Source organism: Cryobacterium sp. TMB3-10, assembly GCF_004402305.1.
Taxonomy (GTDB): Bacteria; Actinomycetota; Actinomycetes; order Actinomycetales; family Microbacteriaceae; genus Cryobacterium; species Cryobacterium zongtaii.
The window spans coordinates 55,434-78,859 of record NZ_SOGH01000030.1 but is presented as its reverse complement, the minus strand read 5'-3'; the positions used below and the strand labels follow the sequence as shown (position 1 = coordinate 78,859).

Below are 23,426 nucleotides of genomic sequence, written 5' to 3'. Positions count from 1 at the left end.
CAGAACCGGGCATCCGACCGGTAGCCTGTCCCCGTCGGCCCACTCTCCTCGGAGGTTCCCATGCCCCAGCACCTCATCGTCGGAGCCGGCTGGATCGGCGGAGAACTGGCCCGCCAGCTCGTGGCCCGCGGCGACGACGTCACCGTCGCCACCCGCTCCGGCACCGCAGTTCCCGGCGCCATCGCCCGGGTGCTCGACGCGTCGGACCCCGTCGCGTTCTGCCTCGCGGCCGAGCGGATGCAGACCATCTTTCTGTGCACCAATCCTCCGTACCCGGATTGGGCGCGCCGGTGGCCGCCGGTGTTCGCAGCGGCGATCGCCGCAGCATCCGTCTCGGACGCCAACCTGGTGGTGATGGGCAACCTCTACCCCTACGGGTCGCCGGCCGGGCCGATGACCGAGCATTCCCCCGAGACCACGACCGAATCGAAGGGTCTGATTCGCCGTGACGGCTGGCACCGGGTGCGGGATGCGCACGAGCGGGGTGAGATCCGGGCCGTGGAGGTGCGCGCGAGCGATTACTTCGGCGCCGGCGTGAGCGGGACCGCGCATTTGGGCCAGGCGTTCTTCCGCGCGGTCCTGGCCTCTAAGACGGCCAGAGTCGTCGGCCGGCCCGATCTGGTGCACAGCTGGAGCTACGTACCGGACATCGCCGCAACGATGATCGCCGCAGCCGACTACACCGGCACGTGGGGTCGTCTCTGGCACGTGCCGAGCGGCGCCCACAGCCGCACCGACATCGCCGGGCAGCTGAATGCGCGCTACGGCAGCCACGGCACCGTGGCCGGCTACCCCACCTGGATACTGCGCTCACTCGGCATTCCCAGCCCGTTGATGCGCGAGGTGTACAAGTCCAGCTACCAGTTCCAGGTACCGTACGTGATCGACTCCGCCGAGACCGAGCGGGTGCTCGGCGTGGCGGCCACGCCGTGGGATGCGGCGCTGGTCGCCGTGGCCGACAGCTACCGCCGGTAGCAGCCGGTCAGCGGGCGATCGTGTCGATGATGGTGTCGGCCTGCGCCCGCGCCCAGCGTTCGGCGTCGGCGAGGGACTCGAGGGTGAGGTCGCCCTGCGCCTCGTGGGCCTCCACCACCCGCTGCACGGTGTCGACGATGTCGAGGTAGCCGATCCGGCCGGCGTGGAAGGCCAGCACCGCCTGCTCGTTGGAGGCGTTGAACACCGCCGGGTAGGTGGCGCCGGCGCGGCCGACCTGCTTGGCCAGCTCCACAGCGGGGAACGCCTCGTCGTCCAGAGGCTCGAAGGTCCAGGTGTGCGGGGTGGTCCAGTCGATCGGCACACCGACCGCGGCCACCCGGTTCGGCCAGTCCAGGCCCAACGAGATCGGCAAGCGCATGTTCGGCGGCGATGCCTGCGCGATGGTGGAGCCGTCGATGAACTCGACCATCGAGTGGATGAGTGACTGCGGGTGTACGACAACGTCGATGCTCTCGTACGGCACGTCGAAGAGCAGGTGCGCCTCGATGATCTCGAGCCCCTTGTTCACCAGGGTGGCCGAGTTGGTGGTGATGACCAGTCCCATGTCCCAGGTGGGGTGCGCGAGGGCCTCGCGCGGGGTCACGTCGGTCATTTCGGCGCGCGACCGGCCACGGAACGGGCCACCGGAGGCGGTGAGCACCAACCGGCGCACCTCGTCGGCGGTACCGGAACGCAGCGCCTGCGCGATGGCGGAGTGTTCGGAGTCGACCGGCACGATCTGGCCGGGGGCGGCGAGCGCCTTGACCAGGTCGCCGCCGACGATGAGGGATTCCTTGTTGGCCAGCGCCAGCGTGCGGCCGGCCTTGAGCGCGGCGAGGGTCGGGCCCAGCCCGACCGACCCGGTGATGCCGTTGAGCACGACGTCGGCGTCGACATCCCGCACCAGCTGCTCGGCCTCGGCGGCGCCGACGGCGGTGTCGTCGACGTTGAACGCGGCGGCCTGCTCGGCCAACAACGTTCGGTTGCTGCCGGCCGACAGGCCGACCACCTCGAACCGGGTGGGGTTGGCTTTGATGACGTCGAGCGCCTGGGTTCCGATTGAGCCCGTGGACCCGAGAATGATGATTCGCTGCACGCCCCCATGCTAGGCGCACCGCGGATATATGCCCGGTGCGACTTACCTCGCGCTGTAGGGTCGTTGAGTGACCGGAGCCAAGCACGACCCAGCATCCGAACCCGCAACCGTCCCGGAAGCCCCTGCCGAACAGGTGCCCACCACCGACGAAATCGTCGAGATGCCGGTCAAGGCCAAGCGGCCCGGGTTCGTCTACTTCCTCGGATACGGCATCATGGCGCCGATCGCGCGCCTGGTCTTCCGGCCGCGCATCACGGGTAAGGAGAACATCCCCCGCGAGGGCCGGGTGATCCTGGCCAGCAACCACCTGTCGTTCATCGACAGCATCGTCATCCCGCTCACCGCACCGCGGCGCGTGCAGTTCTTGGCCAAGTCCACCTACTTCACCGGCACCGGCTTCAAGGGTTGGGTCTCCCGCCAGTTCTTCACCTCGATCGGTGCGGTCGGCGTGGAACGTGGCGCCGGCCAAGCCGCCCAGGACGCGCTCGACGCCGGCAAGGACATCCTCGACTCCGACAGCGCCTTCGCCATCTACCCCGAGGGCACCCGGTCGTTGGACGGTCGTCTCTACCGCGGCCGCACCGGGGTGGGCTGGCTGGCGCTCACCACGGGGGCCGTCGTGGTGCCGGTGGGCCTGATCGGCACGCAGGAGATCATGCCGGTGGGTTCGAAGATGCCGCGCATCCGCCGCATCAGCGTGAAGTTCGGCGAGCCGATCGACGTGAGCGGGCACGGCACCGCCGACTCGGGACGCGCCCGTCGCAAGGCCACCGACGAGATCATGGCCGCGATCCACGAGCTGACCGGGCAGGAACTGGCACACAGCTACAACGAATCACCGCCGACGACCGTGGTGCAGCGCGTCAAGCGCGCCATCTGGTGGCGCGAACTGCGCTAGCCGCACCGGGCGTCCCCCTGGTGTGACGCACGAATACCAGGACGAAGTGCGCAAAAAAGGCAGATATCCGGTATTTCGTCCTATTAGACTTCCGGATTCCTAACTTCGTGGCGCGCGGGCCCGTGCCCGGATGCGTCTTCGATACGTTGAGGGCATGTCTCACACGGTTTCCCTCATCCGCTCAGCCGACCTGTCCGATGTTGCAGAGTACGCCTACGCCGCCACGGCTCCCGCTGAGGCGCGCCTGATCTTCTTGGCCGGTGCGTGCCCGTTGAACCGCGATGGCAGCACGGCCGGAGTGGGAGATTACGCAGCGCAGGCCGGCAAAGCGATGGAGAACCTGGTTGTCGCGCTGAAGGCGGCGGGAGCCGAGCTCGATAACGTCGTGAGCACCCGGGTTCTTGTGGCATCGTCCAACCGTAACGACCTCGTCGCCGCGTGGGAGGTCGTCCGTGCGGCATTCGGCCGGCACGACGCGCCGAGCACGCTCATGGGAGTGACCGTGCTCGGGTACCCGGATCAGCTCGTCGAGATCGAAGCCGTCGCGGCCGTGAGCGACTGACGAATGTGCGCGATAGCTGTTGTGGTCGGATTCGGCCGTGCAGCCAGCGGCCTGGTGATCGCGACGGTTCTCGCTTACTTCTACGCCGTCCGCATTGCCCTCGGCGACGGCAACCCATTCGACTACTTCGGCTATTTCACCAATCAGACGAGTCTGCTCGCCAGCCTCATCCTGATCGCTACCGGGGTGCTGGTCGTCCTCGGCCGAAGCGTTCCTCCGGCACTCACCCTCGTGCGAGGAATCATTACGGCGTACTTGCTTGTGGTCGCCGTGATCTACAACCTCCTCGTCCCGGGAACAGGGTCGGCACCGCCGTGGGTGAGCGCCCTCCTCCACCTCGTCTTCCCTCTCCTCGTCGCACTCGACTGGCTGCTCGTCGGCGACCGTCCACGCTTGCCCTGGCGACGGCTCTGGATGCTGCTCCCCTACCCGGTCCTGTGGCTGACCACGGTCCTGATTCGCGGCGTGACCGACGGCTGGGTTCCCTACGGGTTCCTGCTTCCCGAACGCGGGATCGCCTCGCTCATCGTGCACATCGTCGGGCTGCTCGCGGCGATCATCGCCGCGGGCGCACTCGTCTGGGCTGCCAGCCGATCACCCGGCCTCTACGTCCGAGCCGCGGAACTATCGCCGCACCGCGCGTAGAGCGCTCCTTTTCGCCAACGCTCACGATCGCCGGGCTCGGATCATCCGCCGGTGTACATCTCCATGGCCATCTCGTCACCCGACGCGGCGCACGCATCCGACAGCTCTTGCACGGCACTGATCCACTCCGCGGACCCGATTCCGGTCGTTCCCATGGCACCGAGATCAACCATCGGCGCAACGTCCTTCAGCGCGGCGGTCACCGAATAAGAGTTCCGGCAATGATCCGGATCTGTGACAGGACTGCCTTCGCGTTGGCCCGCTCCAGAGTCTCCGGTCGAGCCAGGCAGTCGATGTGCCGCCCCAGGCCGGGGTGAGCGAGCGGACGAAGGACCACCCCCGGATGCTCACGCAAGTCGGTCGTATACCGGGGCATCAGGGCGACGCACCCGCTCGCTTCGACAACCGAAGCAGCAACGGAGAACTCGTTGATCCGGTGCAAGATGCGCGCCTCGCTCCCGCCGATTCCCGCTATCACGGAGAGAGCCTGCTTGAGCGGGAAGCCTTCGTGCACGGCGACCCACGCCTCGTCGAGAAGATCCGCCGGTTCGATCGCAGCCTTCACCGCGAGTGGGTGATCGCGTCGGACAGCGATATCCAGGGGCTCGAACAGAATCGGTTCCACCCGCACCGACCCCGGCCACGACGGGCTGCCGACCAGCCGGTGTGCGAGGACCAGATCATGATCGGCGGTGAGAAGGGGGAAGTCTTCCTGAGCCACGTCGAAATCGCTCAGCCGGACATCAGGCAGCTCTGGACTCGCGCACGCGGCTACCAGCGGACCGAAAACCGCCAGGCCCGCGCTGTGGAACGCCACCACTGAAACGGTGCCCAACGGATCGTCTTGGAACAGCTCCACCGCCTGTCGGGCGCGCTCGAGCGCCACTTCCACGTCGATCGCCGCCAGGGCCAGCGCGCGCCCGGCGTCGGTAAGCGCGGTCCGCCGCCCGTCCCTGAACGTCAGCGGGGCGGCAGAGTGGCGTTGCAAGGCGCTGATCTGTTGTGATACCGACGACGGCGTGACGTACAGCGCGGCGGCGACGGCGGCGATGCTGCCCCTGTCGCCCAGCTCTCTTAGTGCGCGAAGCTGACCCAGTTCCATAAGTTCAAACTAAGGCATTCGACATCAAACTCCTCTCTTGTCTTACGCGAGGGGGAACCGGACGATGGTGGAATGCCTGCTCTCCTCCGCCGATTCCACGTCGACCTACTCCTGCTCCTGGTCGCCGCCTCGTGGGGATCGACCTACCTCGTGGCCAAGGAACTCGTGCAGCAAGAGTCCGTGGTGGCGCTGCTGGCGCTCCGGATGCTGCTCGCCGCAGCCCTCATGGCGGCGATCGTGGCCGCTCGGCGGAACCGGATCACCGCGGCAGAGCTCTGCGCGGGCGTGTTCCTCGGGGCGATCTTGGCCGCCGTGTTCGCGTTCGAAACCTTCGGGATAGCCCACACGTCGGCCACGAACGCCGGGCTCATCATCAGCCTCACGATTGTGTTCACCCCGATTCTGGATTCCGCGGTTTCCGGCCGCCAACTGCCCGGCAGGTTCTTCCTTGCCGCCACGATCGCGATCGGTGGAGTCGCCTTGCTCGCCAGCAACGGCGTGTTCCACACGCCGAGCCTCGGCGACCTGCTCATCCTCGTCGCCGCGATCATTCGCGCCATCCACGTCACCTCGATGTTCACACTCACCGACAACAAGCCGATGAATTCGCTTCACCTCACGACGGTCCAACTGGCCACCTGCGCGACACTGTTCTCGGCGGCATCCCTGTTCTACGGCGACTCGATCCCGCACTTCCTGGCCAACCTCGACACCGCGCGCGCAGTCCTGTTCCTCTACCTCGTTCTCGCCTGCACAGTCTTCGCGTTCCTGGTACAAACCTGGGCGGTCCGGCGCACCTCGCCCTCCAGAGTGAGCCTCCTCCTCGGAACCGAGCCGATCTGGGCGGCAATCGTCGGAGTTGCGATCGCTCGTGACACCGTGACCCTCCCTGGATACTTCGGTATCGCACTCATTCTGGCGGGTACAGCATGGGGCCGTTCCCTCGAGCAATGGCATCGCCTCGACGAACGCGCAGGGGACGAAGCGTCTCTCAGCGTCGTGGAAAGGTCGCCCAGCCGGGCGGCGGTGTTCGGTGCCTCAGGTTCGGTCGTGGAGGGTGACCTGGTAGCCGTCGGGGTCGGAGAAGGTGAACGTTCGACCGAATGGGCCGTCGATCGGGGCCGAGACGATCGTGTGGCCGTCGGCGACGAGAGCGTCGTGGATGGCCTGGACGTCGGTCGCGTGGAGCCAGATCGCGGCGCCGATGCCGGGCTGGGCAACTGACGCGAGGTCGGTGCCGGGAACGAGGTCTCGCAGCGCAAACGCAATCGGGGTCGTTTCAAAAACAACGGCGTGAGGCGGACCCGCCAGCGAGCGGACCAAGCCGAGGTACTGCTCGTAGAACGCCTGCGAAGCGGCGAGATCGCGAGCTTGGAGGGAGATGAAGTCAGGGCCGGTGACAGGCATGGGGATGCTTCTTTCTGTTGCATTTGTGTCAGTTAGCTGACACGGACACAGTATGTCAAAATACTGACATGAGTCAAGACGGAATCGACCTGGAGACGTCACTGGGCTACCTGCTGAAAGAGGCGTCGAGCGCCCTTCGCGCCGCCATGGAAGCAGTGCTGCGCCCGCTCGGGATGACCGTGACGCACTACTCCTGCCTCGAATTACTCTCGCAGCGCCCTGGCCTGTCCAACTCCGAGCTCGCGCGAGGAGCGTTCGTGACACGGCAATCGATGAATGTGCTGCTGCAGGCTCTGGAACGAGACGGCTACGTGTCCCGCCCGGCGCAGGCTCGAGTTGGGAAAGTTCTTCCCGCACAGCTCACGCCACGCGGTCGACGAAGCCTCGAGAAGGCGACCGCTATGGTTCGATCCGTCGAGGTCAGGATGCTGGGCGGCCTGACGCCGGAAGAGCAGTCCGATGCGCACAACATCCTGCAGAGCATGATCCGTTCTTTGCGCAACGACGACGAGGGTGGAACGTAACCTCACGGTTCGGGCGGATCGGTGTACTCATCGTCAGCAATAGACATCGAAGTGCCCGCTGCCAAGGGGCCGTTGCAGACTCCGTGCACGAATGCCCAGCTGCCGCGGCGGCACGGGGCACCCACCCAGCCGACGTCCGTAAACTGGGGGCATGTCTTCTTCCTTCTCGGTCAGCCAGGAGCGCAAGCTCGTCACCGCCCTCCCGGGCCCACGGTCAATCGCGCTGCAGGAACGACGCGTTCGCGCCGTGTCTGCCGGTGCCGGCACTCTTGCCAACATCTACATGGACCACGGCGCGGGAGCGATCCTGGTGGACGTGGACGGCAACCAGATCATCGACCTGGGTTGCGGCATCGGTGTGACCACCATCGGTCACGCGAATCCGGAGGTCGCCGCAGCCGCCGCCGCACAGGCCGGCAAACTCACCCACACCCTCTTCACCGTCACCCCGTACGAGAACTACGTGCGCGTCGCCGAGAAGCTCGCCGAGATCACCCCCGGTGACTTCGAGAAGCACTCGATCCTGGTCAACACCGGAGCCGAAGCCGTGGAGAACGCGGTGAAGATCGCCCGCAAATACACCGGCCGCCGCGCCATCGTGAGCCTGGACCACGCGTTCCACGGCCGCACCAACCTCACCATGGCGATGACCTACCGTCCGTGGCCGGAGCGCGTGGGCATGGGCCCGTTCCCCGGTGAGATTTACAGCGTGCCCACCAGCTACCCCTACCAGGACGGCCTGTCCGGCGAAGAAGCGGCCGAGAAGACCATCGACTACATCCAGACCCACATCGGTGCGTCGGAAATCGCGGCGTTCTTCGTCGAGCCGATCCAGGGCGACGGCGGCATCGTCATCCCCGCTCCCGGCTACTTCAAGCGTCTGAGCGAGTTCTGCACCGAGAACGGCATCGTCTTCGTCTCCGACGAGATCCAGGCCGGCATCGCCCGCACCGGCGTCTGGTACGCCATCGAGCACCACGGCGTCGTCCCCGACCTGGTCACCACGGCCAAGGGCATCGCCGGCGGATTCCCGCTCGCCGCCGTCACCGGCCGCGCCGAGATCATGGATGCCGTGCAACCCGGCGGCATCGGCGGAACCTTCGGCGGCAACCCGGTTTCGACCGCGGCGGCCCTGGCGGTGTTCGACATCATCGAGCGCGACAACCTGCTCGACGAGGCCAAGCGCGTGGAGAAGGCCCTCTGGGCCCGCATCGGCGACTGGGCAGATAAATTCGACATCGTCGGCGATGTACGCGGCAAGGGCGCCATGTTCGGCGTTGAGCTTGTGCACCCCGGCACCAAGAAGCCGTTCCCCGAGGCTCTCGCGTTCGTGCTCAAGCACGCCACCACCAATGGCGTCATCGTGCTGGATGCCGGCAGCTGGGACTCCGTGCTGCGGATCATGCCGTCGGTGGTCATCTCCGAGGCCCTCATCGACGACGCCGCCTCGGTGCTCGAAGAGGCCCTCACCCTGTTCGCGGCCACCCAGAAGTAAGCGCCGCACCTCGCGAAAGCGGTCCAGTGGTCACCTCCGCTTTGCGGAGGCAGCCACAGGGCCGCTTTCGCGGTTTAAGCGGGCGGGCTTAGAGCAGCGAGGCCGGCTCGGCGATGATGATGATTGGTTCGTGACCGACGGGAAAATTGACCGACGCCGCGATGAAGCAGGCCTTGGACGCCTCGGAGTGCAGGGACTGAGCCAGCTCCGCCTGGTCCGGGTCGGCGATGGTGACCCGGGGACGCAGGGTGGCGGCGGTGAAGTGGCCACCGCCATCCGCCGTCTGCGCCATGGTGCCGATGGCGTCGTCGGAATAGCCGACCACGACCACCCCGTGTCTGGCGGCCACGTGCAGATACGAGAGCAGGTGACACTGGCTGAGCGCTCCCAGCAGCAGCTCCTCGGGGTTCCACCGGTCGGCATCGCCGTGGAAGGTGCGGTCGGCCGAGCCGGCGATCGGTTCCTTGCCCGACGAGGTGAGAACGTGGTCGCGGCCGTACGCCCGATAGCTGCTGGTGCCGGTGCCGCGGTTGCCCGTCCAGTGGATCTGCACGGCATAGTGATGTACACCGATCATGGCGTCTCCTTCGGGTTTCACGCTTACTGGTAATTCTCGCAGGGAATGGCCCGGCTGCTCGCTGGTGCGGGCGGTAAACTGGCGCGATCATGACTGACACGCTGACTGATTCCGCTGCCGCATCCACCCCCTCGTCCCCGGTCTACACGGTGACCCAGGAACGCAAGATCGTGACGGCCATCCCCGGCCCGCGATCCACGGAGATGCACCAGCGACGCCTCGCCGCGGTTTCCACCGGCGTCAGCTCCGCTCTGCCGGTCTACATCAAGAAGGCCAGCGGCGCGATCATCGTCGACCTCGACGACAACCAGTTCATCGATCTGGGCGCCGGCATCGGCGTGACCACGGTCGGCCACTCGGAAACCAGCGTCGTCGCCGCCGCGACCGGCCAGCTGAACGACTTCGTGCACACCCTGTTCACCATCACGCCGTACGAAGAGTACGTGCGCGTCGCCGAGCTGCTCGCCGCGCACACCCCCGGCAGCTTCGCCAAGAAGACCGTGTTGATCAACTCGGGCGCCGAAGCTGTGGAAAACGGCGTGAAGATCGCCCGCAAGTACACCGGCCGCCGCGCCGTGGCCGTGCTCGACCACGCGTACCACGGCCGCACCGTGCTCACCATGGCGATGAACTACAAGGCCGCCCCGTACGCCACCGGCTACGGCCCGCTGGCCGGCGACGTCTACCACGCCCCCAGTTCGTACCCGTATCACGACGGCCTCAGCGGCGCCGAAGCCGCCGCCCGCACCATCGCGTACCTGGAGAAGGTCATCGGCGCCAGCGACCTGGCCTGCCTGGTCGTGGAACCCATCCAGGGTGAGGGTGGCTTCATGGTTCCCGCCGAGGGTTACCTGCCGCTGCTGCAGGAATGGTGCACCGCGAATGGCGTCGTGATGATCGCCGACGAGATCCAGAGCGGCATGGCTCGCACCGGCGCTTACTTCGCCAGTGAGCACTTCGGCTGGGAGCCCGACCTGGTGCTGATCGCCAAGGGCATCGCCGGCGGCATGCCCCTGGCCGCCGTGACCGGCCGCGCCGAGATCCTCGACGCGTCGCAGCCCGGCGGGCTCGGCGGCACCTTCGGCGGCAACCCCGTCGCCTGCGCCGCCGCGATCGCGGTATTCGAGGCGATCGAGAACAACAACCTCCTCGCCGAGGGCCAGCGCATCGAGAAGACCCTCCGCGCCGGCCTGACCGCCTTGGCGGACAAGCACGACATCATCGGCGACATCCGCGGCCGCGGCGCCATGATCGCCATCGAGCTCGTGCAGCCCGGCACCCAGACCACGACCAAGGCACCCAACGCCGCCGCGGTCACCGCGATCGCCGCCTACGCGGCGCAGCACGGCGTGCTGCTGCTCACGGCCGGCACCTACGGCAACGTACTGCGGTTCCTGCCCAGCCTGGCCGTGACGGATGCCCTACTGACCGACGCCCTGTCGGTCATCGACGACGCGATGGCGACGCTGTAATCGTGACCACGCCGACCTCTCCTGCCGCCTTCGGTGCCGCAGCGCCCTCCACCTCAGGCACCATCGAGGTGATCGACGCCGTCGAACTGGCCGTCGTGGAACGCTCCGGCTTCATCGAGTCCCGCCACGCGGGCGCCGCCGTCGTGCTCGGCACTGACGGCGCCGTTCTGCGCGCCCTCGGCGATGTGAACGCCCCGGTGTTCCCGCGCTCGTCGATGAAGCCGTTCCAGGCCATCGCGGTGATGGCCAGCGGCGTGGTGCTGCGCGGTGAGGATGCCGCGATCGCGACGTCCAGCCACTCCGGCACCCAGAAGCACACCGACCTCGTGCGGGGCCTGTTGGCCCGCGCCGGGCTCTCGGAGGCCGACCTCGGTTGCACGCCCACCTGGCCGGGCGACTCGGGTACCCGCGACTCGCTGGTGCGCCAGGGCGCCGGCCCCGCCCCGATCTACTCGGACTGCTCGGGCAAGCACGCGGCGATGCTCGTTGCCTGTGTGCAGAATCACTGGCCGGTCACCGGGTACCTGGACACCGAACATCCGCTGCAGAAGCGCATTCTCGACGTCGTCGAGCGGTTCACCGGCGAGCGTCCGGCCGCGACCGGCGTCGACGGCTGCGGCGCCCCGGTGCACGCGCTGTCATTGACGGCCCTGGCCCGCGGCATCGCCCGTATCGCCACGTCGAAGTCCAGCTCACCGTTCGCCATCTACCGCGAGGCCGGGTTCCTGGCCGAGGCGGTACGGGAAAACGGCTGGGTGATCGCCGGACCCGGATTGCCGGACTCGATCGCGATCGAGCGCCTAGGTCTGTTCGTCAAGGGCGGGGCAGAGGGCATCATGGTGGCCTCGGCCGAGAACGGCACCACGGTGGCGTTGAAGATCCTCGACGGCAACCTGCGCGCGGCCACCGTCGTCGCGCTGAGCCTGTTGGCGGATGCCGGCGCGGTGCCTCGAGCCGACATCGATGCGATCATCCCCGAACTGAAGGTCGCCGTGCACGGTGGTGGCCAGCCGATCGGCCAGATCCGCGCCAGCTACGTCTAGGGACGCTCAGTCTCGTCGGCTTCCTGCGCCATCGCCAGCGAAGACGCCCCCGGCACCCACTGCACGTCACCGTGCTCGGCGTTCGCACCCCTGGCCAGCACGAACATCAGGGTCGATAGCCGGTTCAGATAGCGCGCGCACAGCGGGTTGACCGTCGTGGGGTGCGCTTCCACGGCGGCCCAAACCGTGCGTTCGGCGCGGCGCACGACGGCCCGCGCCTGATAGAGCAGCGACGCGGCGACGGTGCCGCCGGGAAGCACGAAGCCGCTGAGATCGGTGGCCTGCTGCTCGAAATGGTCGACGGCGCGTTCGAGGCGGGTGAGGTGCGATTCGCTGATTCGTGCGCTCACGGCACGTGGGTCGTCCAGCGGTACGGCGAGGTCGGCGACCAGATCGAACAGGTCGTTCTGCACGCTGGCGAGGGTGGACGTCACCTCGATCGGGAGGTTACCCACGGCCATCACCACGCTCACGGCAGCGTTGGCCTCATCGCAGTCTTCGTAGGCGGCGACGCGCACGTCGGTCTTGGCGACGTCGCCGTGCCGCCCGAAGGTGGTGCGCCCCGAATCCCCCCTCCCGGTGTACAGCGCCGGTCCGGCAGTTTCGAGATCGTCGAGATCAGCCATAGCGGCAACTATAGTAATGTCCCCCGCATCCGCGTAGCGTTGAGGGACGTCGCGAGCAGGTTTTTTGCGCTTCTCAAACCTGTTCGCACCGAGCATCGATCGACGAGTGTTCGATCAGCGAGGACGGACATGTCCAAGGACCCTTCAGACGACAGCATCGAGGCCGCGCTCGGCGACGCGGTCAGTGAACCCGCCCGCACCGGCTGGGCCACCGTCGACAAAACCGTCTTCGGCGTCTCCGCAGGCATCATCGTGGTGGTCTGCCTGCTTGGGGTGCTGTTCACGCAGACCGTGGGCGACGCCGCCGCATCCGCTCTGGGCTGGGTCACCGGCAACCTGGGCTGGCTGTTCATTCTCGGGGCGTCGGGCTTCGTCATCTTCGCGCTGGTGCTGGCCTTCGGCCGGTACGGCAGCATCCCGCTCTCACGGGAAGGGCAGGGCACCGAGTTCTCGACGCTTTCCTGGGTGTCGATGATGTTCAGCGCCGGCATGGGAATCGGCCTGATGTTCTACGGCGTCTTTGAACCGGTCACCCATTTGGCGTCGCCGCCGCCCTTCGTCGACGCGGCACCGAACAGCCCGGATGCCGCCAACGCGGCCATGGCGTACACATTTTTCCACTGGGGACTGCACCCCTGGGCCATTTACTCGGTGGTGGGCCTGGCCCTGGCGTACTCGACCTACCGGATGGGCCGCGGCAACCTGATGAGCGCCCCGTTCCAGGCCATTTTCGGCAAGGACCGGATCGAGACCAAGGGCTGGGGCAAGCCGATCGACATCCTGGCGATCATCTGCACCAAGTTCGGGTCGGCGACCTCGCTCGGTCTCGGCGCCCTGCAGATCGCCGCTGGGATCTCGTTGCTGAGCACCGGCACGTTCTCCGACGACCCGGGCACCGCCTTGCCGATCATCATCATCTGCGTACTGACCGTGGGTGTGGTGTTCTCCGCCGCGAGCGGCCTTGCGAAGGGGATCAAATGGCTCAGCAACACGAACATGGTGCTCTCCGCCGTGCTCCTGCTGTTCGTCTTCGTGGTCGGACCGACCGTGTTCATCCTGAATCTGCTGCCGTCGGCCATCGGTGCGTACCTGGCCGACCTTGTTCCCATGAGCTTCCACTCGGCGGTGTTCGGCGGCAGCGACTGGCTGGCCAGTTGGACGATCTTCTACTGGGCCTGGTGGATCTCCTGGACCCCGTTCGTGGGCACGTTCATCGCCAGGATCTCCCGCGGCCGCACCATTCGCGAGTTCGTTCTCGGGGTGCTCCTGGTGCCGACGGCGGTCAGTATCCTCTGGTTCGTGGTCTTCGGCGGGGCCGGGCTGCACTTGCAACTGAACGGTGTCGACATCGCCGGCACCGGCAGCGAGGCGGCGGGGTTCTTCGCGGCACTGCAGCAATACCCGTTCTTCATCGGCTCGGCCCTGGTGGTGATGGTGCTCACCGCGGTGTTCTTCGTCAGCGGGGCGGATGCCGGTGCCCTCGTGCTCGGGACGCTCTCGAGTCGCGGCCGCAAGGAGCCCTGGAAGCCCCTGGTGATCTTCTGGGCGGTGCTCACCGGCGCCGTCGCCGCGGTGCTGTTGTTCGTGGGCGGGCTGGGCGCTCTGCAGACCTTCACGATCCTGGCGGCAAGCCCGTTCGTGGTGATCATCGTGGGCCTGTGCGTATCGCTGTATGTCGACCTGCGCCGCGACCCGTTGCGCCAGCGCACCCTCGGGCCGGTGCGCACCTCGTCGGAGGTGCTCGGCTCGGTGCCGTTCACTCGGCCGGCCACCGACGGCGACGGCCCGCCACCGGATGCCTCGCCGCCACCACCCGGCAACAGGTCCGGCTAACCGAGGCGGGCCTGTCGCTTGGCCCGGGCTGCGGCGGACACCTGCGCGGTCACGACAATCACCAGCGCCAGGATGAACACCGCCGACGCGATCACGTTGGCCTCCGCCGGGATGCCCCGCGACGCCGAAATGTAGATGTACTTCGGGAAGGTGGTCACGGCCCCGGAGTTGAAATTGGTGATGATGAAGTCGTCGAAGCTCAGCGCGAACGACAGCAGCGCGGCGGCGAGGATTCCCGGCAGCAGCAGCGGGAAGGTGATCCGGGCGAACACCTGGCCTGGCGAGCCGTACAGGTCCCGGCCGGCCTCCTCGAGCGCCGGGTCCAGGCCGGCGACGCGGGCCTTCACCGTCACGACCACGAAGCTGATGCAGAACATCGTGTGCGCCAGGATTATCGTGAGCATGTCCTTGGGCACGCCGAGCGAGAGAAACTGCGCGGCCAGCCCGGCACCGAGCACCACCTCGGGGGTCGCCATCGGCAGGAACAGCAACAGGCTGGTACTGGAGCGAAACCTGAATCTGTAGCGCACCAGGGCGATCGCAATCATGGTGCCGAGGGTCGTGGCGATCAGCGTGGCTGCCAAACCGATGATCAGGCTGTTGCCGAAGGCCTGGCACACGGCGCCGTTCTGCACCGCGCAGACGTTCAGCCATTTGTCGAGGGTGAAGCCGCGCCAGGTGATGTTGGACTTCAGCGAGTCGTTGAACGAAAAGATGAAGGTGTACACGATCGGCACCATCAGGAAGATCAGCGCGAGCGCCGTGTACATCGGCAGCAGCCACTTGCCGAGCGAGAGACGACTCACAAGAGCTCCTCGGTTCCGCTTCTCTTCACGTAGACGCCCACGATCACGAGGATCACGGTCAGCAGGATGATCGACAGCGATGCCGCCGCGGGATAGTTCAGCAGCACCAGGAAGTTGGCCTCGATCACGTTGCCGATCATCTGGGTGTCCGCCCCGCCGAGGAAGTCGCGACTGGCATTGATGTAGTCGCCGGCTGCGGGGATGAAGGTGAGCAGGGTACCCGCCACGATGCCGGGCATCGACAGCGGGATGGTGACGGTGCGGAAGGTGTGGAACCCGCTGGCGTACAGGTCGTTGCCGGCCTCGAGGTAGCGCAGGTCCAGCCGCTCCAGGGTGGTGTAGAGCGGCAGGGTCATGAACGGGATGAAGTTGTAGGTCAGGCCGAAGATCACCGAGAACGCGGTGCCGGTGAGATGGGCGTCAGGGGCCAGCAGCGAGACGGCCTTCAGCGAGGTGACGAGGAACGATTCGTCGGAGAGCAGCTGCTTCCAGGCCAGCGTGCGCAGCAGGAAGCTGATGAAGAACGGTGCGATCACGAGCACCAGCATCAGGCTCTGCAGCAGCGGCCAGCGCCGGGCGGTGACGCCGATGAAGTACGCCAGCGGGTAGCTGAACAGCAGCGCCAGGACCGTGGCGATGAGCGCATAGCCGAACGAGCGCAGGATGTGCGGCCAGTACTGGCCGATCACCTCGACGTAGTTCTCCCAGCGGAACGCGTAACTGTACATGCCGATGTCACCGAACTCGCTCGGCGCCTGCAGCGAGGTGAGGATCAGCGACACCAGCGGAGCCAGGAAGAACAACACCAGATAGAGGATGCCCGGCAGCAGCAGGAGCAGCGCCACCGGACTGCGGCGGCGCTGCGGCGCATCCGTTGGCGCGGCGGCGGTGCTGGCGAACGCGGCGAAGGCCATCTAGGCCTCCTCGAGCTCCGTGACGAGAGCGGCGCGACGCTGTGCGGCGATGCTCTTGGTGCTGGTGTCGGCGACGAACCTGGGGTCCGGTGCGACGGGGTCGTCGTCGAGGCCGAAGCCGTGCTCGACGTTCCAGGTCACCCATACCTCGTCCCCTTCGCCCTCGACCGGCCCGAAGGAACGGTTCTGTTCGAAGACGATCAGGACACCGACGCCGGGCACGCTCACGAGATATTGGGTGCTCACACCGGTGAAGGACACATCCGTCACCCGGCCCGGACCCATCACATTGTGGCCGGAGTCGTGGACCGGTTTGTCCCGGTGCAGGGTGAGTTTCTCCGGGCGCACCCCGATGGTGACGTCGCCGGCGTGGCGGTGCGAGCGGGTCTTGGGCACCACGATGCTGCGACCGGCGATGTCCACGGCGATGGACGTGCTGGTCTCCCCCACCACGGGCCCGGTGAAGAGGTTGGACTGGCCGAGGAAGTTCGCCACGAACGCGGTCCGGGGGAGCTCGTAGAGCTGCTCCGGCGCGCCCAGCTGCTCGATCCGGCCCTTGTTCATCACCGCGATGGTGTCGGCCATGGTCATGGCCTCCTCCTGGTCGTGGGTGACATGCAGGAACGTGAGACCGACCTCCTCCTGGATGGTCTTGAGCTCAAGTTGCATCTGCCGGCGCAGCTTGAGGTCCAACGCACCGAGCGGCTCGTCGAGCAACAGCAGCGCGGGCCGATTCACGATCGCCCGGGCCAGCGCCACCCGCTGTTGCTGGCCGCCGGAGAGTTGCACGGGCTTGCGCGCGGCCAGGTGGTCCAGTTCGACCAGCCGGAGCGCCTCATGCGCCTTGCCGAGGGCATCCGTGATCTGGCGCCGTCGCAGCCCGAAGGCCACGTTTTCGAGCACCGTCATGTGCGGGAAGAGCGCGTAACTCTGGAAGACGGTGTTCACCGGCCGCTGGTAGGCCTTTTGGGCGGTGACGTCAGTTCCGCCGATCAGGATGCGGCCGCCGGTGGGGTCTTCCAGTCCGGCCACCAGGCGCAGGGTGGTGGTCTTGCCGCAGCCCGACGGGCCGAGCAGGGCGAAGAACGAGCCGGCGGGAATGACGAGGTCCAGGTGTTCGATGGCGGTGAAGCCGGGGAAGCGTTTCTGGATGCCGACCAGCTCAAGGTCGGCACCCCGGTCGGCGAACGCGCCGCTTGGCACGGTTCAGGCTCCCAGCAGGATGCTCTGGAACTGCGCGCCGTAGGTTTGTTCCTCGGCGCCGGTGAGGGTGCGGAACACCTTGGCCTTGGCGAGGGTGGCGTCATCGGGGAAGATCAGCGGGTTCTCGGCGAGCTCGGGGTCGATCTCCATGGCCGCCTCCCTGGCGCCGGCGACGGGGGTGATGTAGTTCACGTACGCGGCGACCTCGGCGGCGACGGCCGGGTCGTAGTAGTAGTTGATCAGGGCTTCGGCGTTGGCCTTGTGCGCTGAACCGATCGGCACCACGAAGTTGTCGTTCCAGATGGTGCCGCCCTTCTCCGGTACCACGAAGCCCCACTTGTCGCCGTTCTCGGCATTGAGTTGCACGATGTCGCCCGACCAGACGATGGCCGCGAGGCTGTCGCCGTTGACGAGATCTTCCTTGTAGGAGTTGCCCTTGATGTTGCGCACCTGGCCGTCACTGACCTGCTTCTTGAGCACGTCGATCGCGGCGGTGAACTCGTCGTCGCCCCAGTCGCCGGCGATGTCGACGCCCGCATCGAGCATGATCAGGCCCATGGTGTCGCGCATCTCGGAAAGCACGCCGACACGGCCCTTGAGCTTGGGAGTGTTCCACAACTCCTCGACCGAGCCGATGCCGCCGGGGAGCTTCTCCTTGTTCCAGCAGATGCCCGCGAAGCCGCCCTGCCACGGCACCGACAGCGCCCGGCCGGGGTCGAAGTCCACGTTCTTGAGGGTGGGCAGCAGGTTGGTCAGGTTGGGGATGTTCGCGTGGTCGAGTTCCTGCAGGTAGCCGAACCTGGCGAGCCGGCCGATCATCCAGTCGGTCAGGCAGACGGTGTCGGCGCCGATGTCCTTGCCGAGGGCGAGTTGGTCTTTGACCTTGCCGTAGTAGGTGTTGTTGTCGTCCACGGCCTCGGTGTAGTTCACCGTGATGCCGGTCTCGGCGGTGAAGGCAGCCAGGGTCGGGTAGTCCCCGGCGTCGTCCACGTCGATGTACAGCGCCCAGTTGTCCCAGCGCAGCGTCTTCTCGCTCTCGGACGCGTCGGCCGCCGCTGTCGGTTGCGCCGCACTGCCGGTCGAACACGCGGCGAGCGCCAGTGCCGCCGCTCCTGCCCCCGCGCCGGTGAGGAGCGCGCGCCGGCCCAGCTGGGCCTGCCTGGCCTGGCGGACGAGCTGCTGGATCATCGGGTCTGCGGGTATCGGCCTGGGCGACATGGACGGTCTCCTTGCATTCTTCAGCGGCGTCGAAAGGCGTCGGGAACGCCCCGGCCCGCTGCGTGACGAGTGGACCGATAGTGGCACAGTCGACACCGAACGCGCCATAAAATGATCAAAACGTTAACATTCCTGCAATTTTCAACCGATTTCGTCGCTGTCACTCGGTCGTTGCGTTCGGGATCGACGATCCAGCCACAGTAGGCTGCTCCCAGGCTGGCCCCCACCAGACTGTCCCCACCAGGCTCAGGAGCGTCATGCGAGTTGCAGTCCCCCGCGAGATCAAAAACAACGAGTTCAGGGTCGCGATCACCCCGGCCGGCGTCCACGACCTGGTGCTCCACGGGCACGAGGTGCTCGTCGAGACCGGTGCGGGCGTCGGCTCATCGATCACGGACGCGCAGTACCGCTCCGCCGGAGCCACGATCATGCCTGACGCCGCATCCACCTGGGCCGGGGCCGAGTTACTGCTCAAGGTGAAGGAGCCCGTGCCCAGCGAGTACGGCTACTTCAGGCCCGATCTCGTACTCTTCACCTACCTGCACCTGGCCGCGGAGGCCGGCCTCACCCAGGCGCTCCTGACGGCCGGGGTCACCGGCATCGCCTACGAGACCGTGCAGCTGCCCAGCCGGGCACTGCCCCTGTTGGCGCCCATGAGCGAGGTCGCCGGCCGGCTGGCTCCGATCGTCGGCGCGAACGCCATGCTCAAGCCCAACGGCGGGCCCGGCCTGCTCGTGCCGGGTGTGCCGGGCACTCACCCGGCCAGGGTCACGATTCTCGGCGGCGGGGTCGCCGGAACCGCCGCCATGCAGGTGGCAATCGGCCTGGGCGCCGAGGTCACGGTTTTGGACACCAACCTCTTCCGTCTCCGCGAACTGGATGCCCTGTACTACGGGCGGGTGAAGACCATCGCGTCGAACGCGTTCGAGATCGACACGGCGCTCGTGCAGTCCGACCTGGTGATCGGGTCCGTGCTGATCCCGGGCGCCAAGGCGCCCAAACTGGTCAGCAACGAGCTGGTGTCGCGGATGAAGCCGGGCAGCGTTCTCGTGGACATCGCCGTCGACCAGGGCGGCTGCTTCACCGACACCCACGCCACCACACACACCGAGCCCACCTTCACCGTGCACGGGTCGCTGTTCTACTGCGTGGCCAACATGCCGGGGGCGGTGCCGAGCACGTCAACCTACGCCCTCACCAACGCCACCCTGCCCTACGTGCGGGCGATCGCGAACCTCGGCTGGCTCGAGGCTCTTCGCTTCGACGCCGCGCTGGCGCTGGGATTGAACACCCACGCCGGTGTTCTGACGAACGCGCCGGTCGCCGCCGCCAACACGTTGCCGTTCCGGCCCCTCGCCGAGGTGCTCGCCTAGGCGGCTGCCTGCCCCGACCTACGGCACCGTGACCCTGTACACGGTGCCGTCAGGGCGCAGCAGCCAGCCCCGCGAACCGGCCGGAGCCAGCGGCGGCGGCAGGTCGCGCCGGCGGGTCAGCAGGCGGTAGTCGGCCAGGCTGGCGCCGTCGAAGACCAACGGAGCCACGCCGCGCAACCCGGTCAGCAGCGACCAGTGCGCCTGCCAGGTGTCTGCGTCGCCCACCAGCACGGTGCCGGCGGCGACGTCGGAGACCACCAGGCGATCCTCCCGGGCTCCGACCGACGGGTGAGCGCCGAGCAGCACGACGTGCGGGAAGGCCGGCGAAGCGGCAGCCCGGATGGCTGCGGCGGTTCGTGCGGCGGACCCCGCGACAACGAGCAGCACACGGGTGGACGCGCTGGTGTCGTCCAGCGCGGACGGGACGACGGCCGGCTCGTAACCGTGCCCGGCGGGCTCGGCGAGCATCAGCTGGATTCGCGCACCCCGCCAGCGCCCGCCCCCTGGCGGCACGGTTTCGTCGTAGCTCGCTGCCGGTTCTCCCACAGCCTGGTGCTCGTACACGCTGGGCAGCCGCAGCACCAGGCGGCTCTGGCACAGGGCGGGCAGGGCCTGCAGCGCCCCGGTGAGCCGTTGCCCGGTGACCACCAGGTGCAGCCCGCCCTGGCCGCCGTCACGAAGGAGTCCGGTGAGCAGGTCGACGGCTGCCGCACGGTGTTCTTCGCCCCACCGGGCGAGCACGGCGTCGATGTCATCGAAGAGCAGCAGCCGGCTTTCCGGCCCGGCGTCGTGTCGCCGGCCACCCGCCGGTGCAAGGCCGGCCGGGCCGTCCAGTGCGGCCCTCGCCCGCACCAGGGCGTCCCAAGTGCCCTCGACATCGGCCGGGATGAGGTCGATCCGATGCGGGGCCTGGGCGGCGATCGCGGCCAGCAGTGTCGACTTACCCGTTCCCGCACCTCCCACCACCAGCAGGTGCCCGTCGGCCCGTGGGTCGTACCCGGCCACGGCGTAGCGCTGCTGCTCCGGCTCATCGATCAGTCCCAGCACGAACGGCGGCGGCGGACCCTCGGCGGCGAGCGCGGCGACCTGGGCCGGCGTGACCAGCCGAGGGAGCGGGTCCAGCCAGGGCCGCCGCGGCGGGTCTGCGGAAGCTGGTGCGCCGTTCAGGACCGCCTGGATGTCGGCGTGGGTCGTCGTGGCCACCTGGCAGGTTTGCGCGGGCGCCGACCCGCTGCGCACCACGCATCGGCCAGGCCGGCCGGCGTCGATCCGGGCGGCGGCATCCGACCCGATCACGGCCAGGCTGTCGGCGGCGTTGTTCACCCGTAGCGAGAGCCGCAGACTGCAATTGGACAGCAGGGCGTCACGCGCCACGCCGGCGGGTCGCTGCGTGCACAGCACCAGGTGCACGCCCAATGACCGGCCCCGGGCGGCGATGTCCACGAACTGTGCGTGCAGCGTGGGAAAGGCGTCCAGCATGGTGGCGAATTCGTCGATCACGATGATCAGGCGCGACAGACGCCCGGCGCTGCGCGGGTCGGTGATGTCACGGCCGCCGGCGTCACGGAGCACCCGTTCCCGGTGCCGCAGCTCAGCGGCGAGGCTGCCCAGGGCCCTGAGCGCCTCGCGGTCGTCGAGATCGGTGATCAGCCCCACGCAGTGCGGCAGCTCCCGCACGAAGTCGAATGCCGCCCCGCCCTTGAAGTCGACGAGCAGGAAGGTGACCTGGCTCGGCGGATACCGGGCGGCCAGCGCTGCCACCCAGGTCACCAGGAGTTCGCTCTTGCCGCTGCCCGTCGTGCCGCCCACGAGGGCGTGCGGCCCATCGGCCACGAGGTCCACACTCAGGGGTCCCCGCTCCCCCACCCCGATAACGCAGGCGAGGCCGGCCGGCGTATCGAGGGGGTGGTCGGCTCCCCCATCGGGGTCAGTAGCCCACTGAGAACACAACGGTGCGAAGGCGACGGTCTCCGGCAGCGCGTCCCCCGAGTCGACCACGCCGGCCGCCTCGGCCGCACGGCGGAGCATCGCACCGAATCCGGCGGTCTGCTGTTCAGCCACCAGGTGCGGCACGAAGTGCAGCGCGGCCGGACTCCCTCCCAGCCGCACGAGTTCAGCGTCGCTCGCCCCGTCCACCCGCACGATGGTCGCGCACCCTGGCGGGAGAGCGGCGCCGGTTTCGGCGAGCGCGATCCGGAAATCGGTGTCGGATCCCCCGGACGGACCGGACTGACCGGGCCGGGCCGGGCCGGCTGGCGTGCCCCCGGTGATCGTGAGCCACCGGGCCGGGGACACCGCCGACCGGTGCGGGAGGCCGGCCGCCCAGGCCCAGTCGTCGCCGGCCGGAATCCGGACGCCCAGGGCGCGGGGGCTGAGCTGGCCGACCAGTTGCACCACCAGGCTGCGGGCCAGCGACCTGACGACCAGGCCGGGTCCGACCAGCCCGATGCTGCCGGCCGGGTCCACGGTGATGGGGGCGCCGGTCAGGACCGCCGCCCTGGCCCGCAACTCGCGCTGCTCGGCGCTGGCACCACCCTCCAGGCGCAGGCCGCTGGGGACCGGTCCGGCCCCGAGCACCAGAGCGGCCGTCGCCGGATCGGCCCAGCGGGTCGGGTCGTGGGCGTCGCCGAGCATCCGGTGCGCCGCGGGTGCGGCACGCCAGGCATCGCGCCGCAGCCGGGCGAGGCTCTGGTCGACGGTATCCTCCGCCTCGGCCATCCGGGTCGCGTAGCCGGCGGCGTCCCTGCGGCGTTGCCGAGATCCGGACCGGCGCCCGTCGACGAGCCCCGCGACGGCGATGATGGGGCTGAGGACCGCGAAGACGAGCACCAGCGCCGATCCGGTGATCGCCCAGATCAGTCCGGCGGCAATCAGGGGTGCCACGCAGGCGATGAGCGGAAAGCCGGGGCGTCCGGGTGGCACGGGCGGGGTCGGCAGCCGGATCGGGTCGATGGTAGGCGGCTCGGGGGCGACGGTCATGTCTCCAGCACACCCGAACGGCCGGCCGGGACGACCGATGCGGCGGTCCCGGTGCAGAACGCGGGAACCGACCGGGGTGTGGAGGAGCGGCGAGGCCTTAGAGCACCATGAAGAACTGGTCGCCGATCTCGACCCTGGCACCCCGGCCCACCAGATACCGCCGGCCCGGCTCGCAGCGCAGCGCCGGCGCCGGCGCCCGCCGCACGACGGTGCCGTTGCCGGAGAACCTGTCGTTGACCCAGAACTCGCCGTCGTGCTGGCCGAATTCGAGGTGGCTCTTGGACACCGACATGCCCAGGTCGGTGATTTGGATCAGGTGGTCGAACTGTTCCGACGGCTGGGGCAGCGGGCGGCGGCCGATGAGACCACTGCCGCGCACCGAAACGGTTTCGCCGGTGCTGAACTGCAGGGTGTACCGTGCGGGCTGCGACTTCTCGGCCGGTGCCGCCGCGTGAGCGCCGGCGGGGCGAACGGTCGGGGGCCCGCCATCGGCCGGCTGGTCATCGGCAGGGCCGTTACCCGCCGGCCACCACGGCACCGAGATCACCGTGGTGCGGGGTGCGAGCGGCTGGATAATGGTGGTGTCGCTGGGGCGCGGGTCGGCGCGCTTGCGGGTGATGGGGGTCGCCGAGGTCGAGCTGCCGCAGCCGCCGCAGAACATTGCGCCTTCTGGCAGGT

General features: G+C 68.1%; 22 protein-coding genes and 1 pseudogene. 11 read left to right on the top strand and 12 right to left on the bottom strand.

The annotated features are described in order from the left end of the window. The first annotated feature begins 60 nt into the window (after positions 1 to 60). Entirely contained in the window at positions 61 to 975 is a 915-nt protein-coding gene (locus E3T22_RS15795) for an NAD-dependent epimerase/dehydratase family protein (RefSeq protein ID WP_088455492.1), read from the top strand. Between the two features lie 7 nt (positions 976 to 982). Here E3T22_RS15795 and E3T22_RS15790 read toward each other — a convergent pair whose 3' ends face one another. Then, positions 983 to 2,071, bottom strand: a complete 1,089-nt coding sequence (locus E3T22_RS15790; protein WP_088455491.1) for a 1-deoxy-D-xylulose-5-phosphate reductoisomerase — start codon at positions 2,069 to 2,071, stop codon at positions 983 to 985. 160 nt (positions 2,072 to 2,231) lie between these two features. Here E3T22_RS15790 and E3T22_RS15785 point away from each other — a divergent pair, with 160 nt between their 5' ends. The 3 genes from E3T22_RS15785 to E3T22_RS15775 all read left to right on the top strand — a co-directional run bounded on the left by E3T22_RS15785 (position 2,232) and on the right by E3T22_RS15775 (position 4,176). Beyond that, on the top strand, positions 2,232 to 2,969 hold the full coding sequence (locus E3T22_RS15785) for a 1-acyl-sn-glycerol-3-phosphate acyltransferase (protein WP_088457900.1): 738 nt from the start codon (positions 2,232 to 2,234) through the stop codon (positions 2,967 to 2,969). A gap of 154 nt (positions 2,970 to 3,123) precedes the next feature. Beyond that, complete coding sequence (locus tag E3T22_RS15780) at positions 3,124 to 3,531, top strand: RidA family protein (protein WP_088455488.1); 408 nt, start codon at positions 3,124 to 3,126, stop codon at positions 3,529 to 3,531. Positions 3,532 to 3,534: 3 nt separating this feature from the next. Next, complete coding sequence (locus E3T22_RS15775) at positions 3,535 to 4,176, top strand: Pr6Pr family membrane protein (RefSeq protein WP_166789305.1); 642 nt, start codon at positions 3,535 to 3,537, stop codon at positions 4,174 to 4,176. A gap of 41 nt (positions 4,177 to 4,217) precedes the next feature. On the opposite strand, the gene E3T22_RS19275 is transcribed toward E3T22_RS15775, so the two are convergent. Together E3T22_RS19275 and E3T22_RS15770 are read right to left on the bottom strand one after the other, a co-directional pair. Next, positions 4,218 to 4,379 (bottom strand): hypothetical protein, encoded by a 162-nt coding sequence (locus E3T22_RS19275; protein WP_165787971.1) that lies wholly within the window; start codon positions 4,377 to 4,379, stop codon positions 4,218 to 4,220. Further along, on the bottom strand, positions 4,376 to 5,278 hold the full coding sequence (locus E3T22_RS15770; RefSeq protein ID WP_134479846.1) for a LysR family transcriptional regulator: 903 nt from the start codon (positions 5,276 to 5,278) through the stop codon (positions 4,376 to 4,378). Before E3T22_RS15770 ends, E3T22_RS19275 begins: the two co-directional genes overlap by 4 nt. 72 nt (positions 5,279 to 5,350) lie before the next feature. Here E3T22_RS15770 and E3T22_RS15765 point away from each other — a divergent pair. Then, positions 5,351 to 6,196, top strand: a pseudogene (locus E3T22_RS15765) (DMT family transporter); the annotation flags it as partial. Positions 6,197 to 6,316: 120 nt separating this feature from the next. Here the strand turns inward: E3T22_RS15765 and E3T22_RS19415 are convergent. After that, entirely contained in the window at positions 6,317 to 6,685 is a 369-nt protein-coding gene (locus E3T22_RS19415) for a VOC family protein (RefSeq protein ID WP_088455485.1), read from the bottom strand. Between the two features lie 68 nt (positions 6,686 to 6,753). Here E3T22_RS19415 and E3T22_RS15755 point away from each other — a divergent pair, with 68 nt between their 5' ends. Both E3T22_RS15755 and E3T22_RS15750 read left to right on the top strand, forming a co-directional pair. Continuing rightward, positions 6,754 to 7,209: a MarR family winged helix-turn-helix transcriptional regulator gene (locus E3T22_RS15755; RefSeq protein ID WP_103479709.1), complete on the top strand. Its 456-nt coding sequence runs from the start codon at positions 6,754 to 6,756 to the stop codon at positions 7,207 to 7,209. A gap of 151 nt (positions 7,210 to 7,360) precedes the next feature. Beyond that, positions 7,361 to 8,704, top strand: coding sequence for an aminotransferase class III-fold pyridoxal phosphate-dependent enzyme (locus E3T22_RS15750; RefSeq protein ID WP_134479849.1), 1,344 nt, complete (start codon positions 7,361 to 7,363; stop codon positions 8,702 to 8,704). 88 nt (positions 8,705 to 8,792) lie between these two features. Here E3T22_RS15750 and E3T22_RS15745 read toward each other — a convergent pair whose 3' ends face one another. Continuing rightward, positions 8,793 to 9,281, bottom strand: coding sequence for an OsmC family protein (locus E3T22_RS15745; protein WP_103459609.1), 489 nt, complete (start codon positions 9,279 to 9,281; stop codon positions 8,793 to 8,795). Between the two features lie 89 nt (positions 9,282 to 9,370). On the opposite strand from E3T22_RS15745, the gene gabT reads away from it, so the two are divergent. Both gabT and E3T22_RS15735 read left to right on the top strand, forming a co-directional pair. Beyond that, positions 9,371 to 10,753, top strand: coding sequence for a 4-aminobutyrate--2-oxoglutarate transaminase (gene gabT / locus E3T22_RS15740; RefSeq protein ID WP_088455481.1), 1,383 nt, complete (start codon positions 9,371 to 9,373; stop codon positions 10,751 to 10,753). Between the two features lie 2 nt (positions 10,754 to 10,755). Beyond that, entirely contained in the window at positions 10,756 to 11,796 is a 1,041-nt protein-coding gene (locus tag E3T22_RS15735) for an asparaginase (protein ID WP_088455480.1), read from the top strand. Here E3T22_RS15735 and E3T22_RS15730 read toward each other — a convergent pair. Continuing rightward, positions 11,793 to 12,422 (bottom strand): cob(I)yrinic acid a,c-diamide adenosyltransferase, encoded by a 630-nt coding sequence (locus tag E3T22_RS15730; RefSeq protein ID WP_103459611.1) that lies wholly within the window; start codon positions 12,420 to 12,422, stop codon positions 11,793 to 11,795. The genes E3T22_RS15735 and E3T22_RS15730 overlap by 4 nt on opposite strands. 129 nt (positions 12,423 to 12,551) lie before the next feature. On the opposite strand from E3T22_RS15730, the gene E3T22_RS15725 reads away from it, so the two are divergent. Further along, positions 12,552 to 14,255: a BCCT family transporter gene (locus tag E3T22_RS15725; protein ID WP_088455478.1), complete on the top strand. Its 1,704-nt coding sequence runs from the start codon at positions 12,552 to 12,554 to the stop codon at positions 14,253 to 14,255. Here the strand turns inward: E3T22_RS15725 and E3T22_RS15720 are convergent. From E3T22_RS15720 to E3T22_RS15705, 4 genes are read right to left on the bottom strand one after another with little or no spacing between them, the layout of a single operon-like run. Next, positions 14,252 to 15,061, bottom strand: a complete 810-nt coding sequence (locus E3T22_RS15720; RefSeq protein ID WP_241983707.1) for an ABC transporter permease — start codon at positions 15,059 to 15,061, stop codon at positions 14,252 to 14,254. The genes E3T22_RS15725 and E3T22_RS15720 overlap by 4 nt on opposite strands. After that, on the bottom strand, positions 15,058 to 15,975 hold the full coding sequence (locus E3T22_RS15715) for an ABC transporter permease (RefSeq protein WP_134479851.1): 918 nt from the start codon (positions 15,973 to 15,975) through the stop codon (positions 15,058 to 15,060). Before E3T22_RS15715 ends, E3T22_RS15720 begins: the two co-directional genes overlap by 4 nt. Beyond that, the gene (locus tag E3T22_RS15710; RefSeq protein WP_088455476.1) at positions 15,976 to 17,178 is read right to left on the bottom strand and encodes an ABC transporter ATP-binding protein; all 1,203 of its coding nucleotides are present in this window, start codon (positions 17,176 to 17,178) and stop codon (positions 15,976 to 15,978) included. Between the two features lie 3 nt (positions 17,179 to 17,181). Further along, on the bottom strand, positions 17,182 to 18,396 hold the full coding sequence (locus E3T22_RS15705) for a spermidine/putrescine ABC transporter substrate-binding protein (protein ID WP_134479853.1): 1,215 nt from the start codon (positions 18,394 to 18,396) through the stop codon (positions 17,182 to 17,184). 257 nt (positions 18,397 to 18,653) lie between these two features. On the opposite strand from E3T22_RS15705, the gene ald reads away from it, so the two are divergent. After that, positions 18,654 to 19,769 carry an alanine dehydrogenase gene (ald, locus tag E3T22_RS15700; protein ID WP_103459615.1) on the top strand — a complete coding sequence of 372 codons (1,116 nt, stop codon included), beginning with the start codon at positions 18,654 to 18,656 and terminating at the stop codon, positions 19,767 to 19,769. A gap of 18 nt (positions 19,770 to 19,787) precedes the next feature. Here ald and E3T22_RS15695 read toward each other — a convergent pair whose 3' ends face one another. Together E3T22_RS15695 and E3T22_RS15690 are read right to left on the bottom strand one after the other, a co-directional pair. Then, a complete protein-coding gene (locus E3T22_RS15695) occupies positions 19,788 to 22,748 on the bottom strand; it encodes an FtsK/SpoIIIE domain-containing protein (protein ID WP_134479854.1) in 2,961 nt (986 codons plus the stop codon). Between the two features lie 97 nt (positions 22,749 to 22,845). Beyond that, positions 22,846 to 23,409, bottom strand: coding sequence for an FHA domain-containing protein (locus E3T22_RS15690; protein ID WP_241983706.1), 564 nt, complete (start codon positions 23,407 to 23,409; stop codon positions 22,846 to 22,848). Between the last annotated feature and the right edge of the window lie 17 nt (positions 23,410 to 23,426).

Excerpts from the sequence above, each read along its gene's own strand:
- E3T22_RS19415 (WP_088455485.1), bottom strand. The coding sequence starts at position 6,685 with ATGCCTGTCACCGGCCCTGACTTCATCTCCCTCCAAGCTCGCGATCTC.
- E3T22_RS15755 (WP_103479709.1), top strand. The coding sequence starts at position 6,754 with ATGAGTCAAGACGGAATCGACCTGGAGACGTCACTGGGCTACCTGCTG.
- E3T22_RS15730 (WP_103459611.1), bottom strand. The coding sequence starts at position 12,422 with ATGGCTGATCTCGACGATCTCGAAACTGCCGGACCGGCGCTGTACACC.
- E3T22_RS15695 (WP_134479854.1), bottom strand. The coding sequence starts at position 22,748 with ATGACCGTCGCCCCCGAGCCGCCTACCATCGACCCGATCCGGCTGCCG.
- E3T22_RS15775 (WP_166789305.1), top strand. The coding sequence starts at position 3,535 with ATGTGCGCGATAGCTGTTGTGGTCGGATTCGGCCGTGCAGCCAGCGGC.
- ald (WP_103459615.1), top strand. The coding sequence starts at position 18,654 with ATGCGAGTTGCAGTCCCCCGCGAGATCAAAAACAACGAGTTCAGGGTC.
- E3T22_RS15770 (WP_134479846.1), bottom strand. The coding sequence starts at position 5,278 with ATGGAACTGGGTCAGCTTCGCGCACTAAGAGAGCTGGGCGACAGGGGC.
- E3T22_RS15785 (WP_088457900.1), top strand. The coding sequence starts at position 2,232 with ATGCCGGTCAAGGCCAAGCGGCCCGGGTTCGTCTACTTCCTCGGATAC.
- E3T22_RS15750 (WP_134479849.1), top strand. The coding sequence starts at position 7,361 with ATGTCTTCTTCCTTCTCGGTCAGCCAGGAGCGCAAGCTCGTCACCGCC.
- E3T22_RS15690 (WP_241983706.1), bottom strand. The coding sequence starts at position 23,409 with ATGTTCTGCGGCGGCTGCGGCAGCTCGACCTCGGCGACCCCCATCACC.
- E3T22_RS15745 (WP_103459609.1), bottom strand. The coding sequence starts at position 9,281 with ATGATCGGTGTACATCACTATGCCGTGCAGATCCACTGGACGGGCAAC.
- E3T22_RS15705 (WP_134479853.1), bottom strand. The coding sequence starts at position 18,396 with ATGTCGCCCAGGCCGATACCCGCAGACCCGATGATCCAGCAGCTCGTC.
- E3T22_RS15795 (WP_088455492.1), top strand. The coding sequence starts at position 61 with ATGCCCCAGCACCTCATCGTCGGAGCCGGCTGGATCGGCGGAGAACTG.
- E3T22_RS15780 (WP_088455488.1), top strand. The coding sequence starts at position 3,124 with ATGTCTCACACGGTTTCCCTCATCCGCTCAGCCGACCTGTCCGATGTT.
- E3T22_RS15725 (WP_088455478.1), top strand. The coding sequence starts at position 12,552 with ATGTCCAAGGACCCTTCAGACGACAGCATCGAGGCCGCGCTCGGCGAC.
- gabT (WP_088455481.1), top strand. The coding sequence starts at position 9,371 with ATGACTGACACGCTGACTGATTCCGCTGCCGCATCCACCCCCTCGTCC.
- E3T22_RS15715 (WP_134479851.1), bottom strand. The coding sequence starts at position 15,975 with ATGGCCTTCGCCGCGTTCGCCAGCACCGCCGCCGCGCCAACGGATGCG.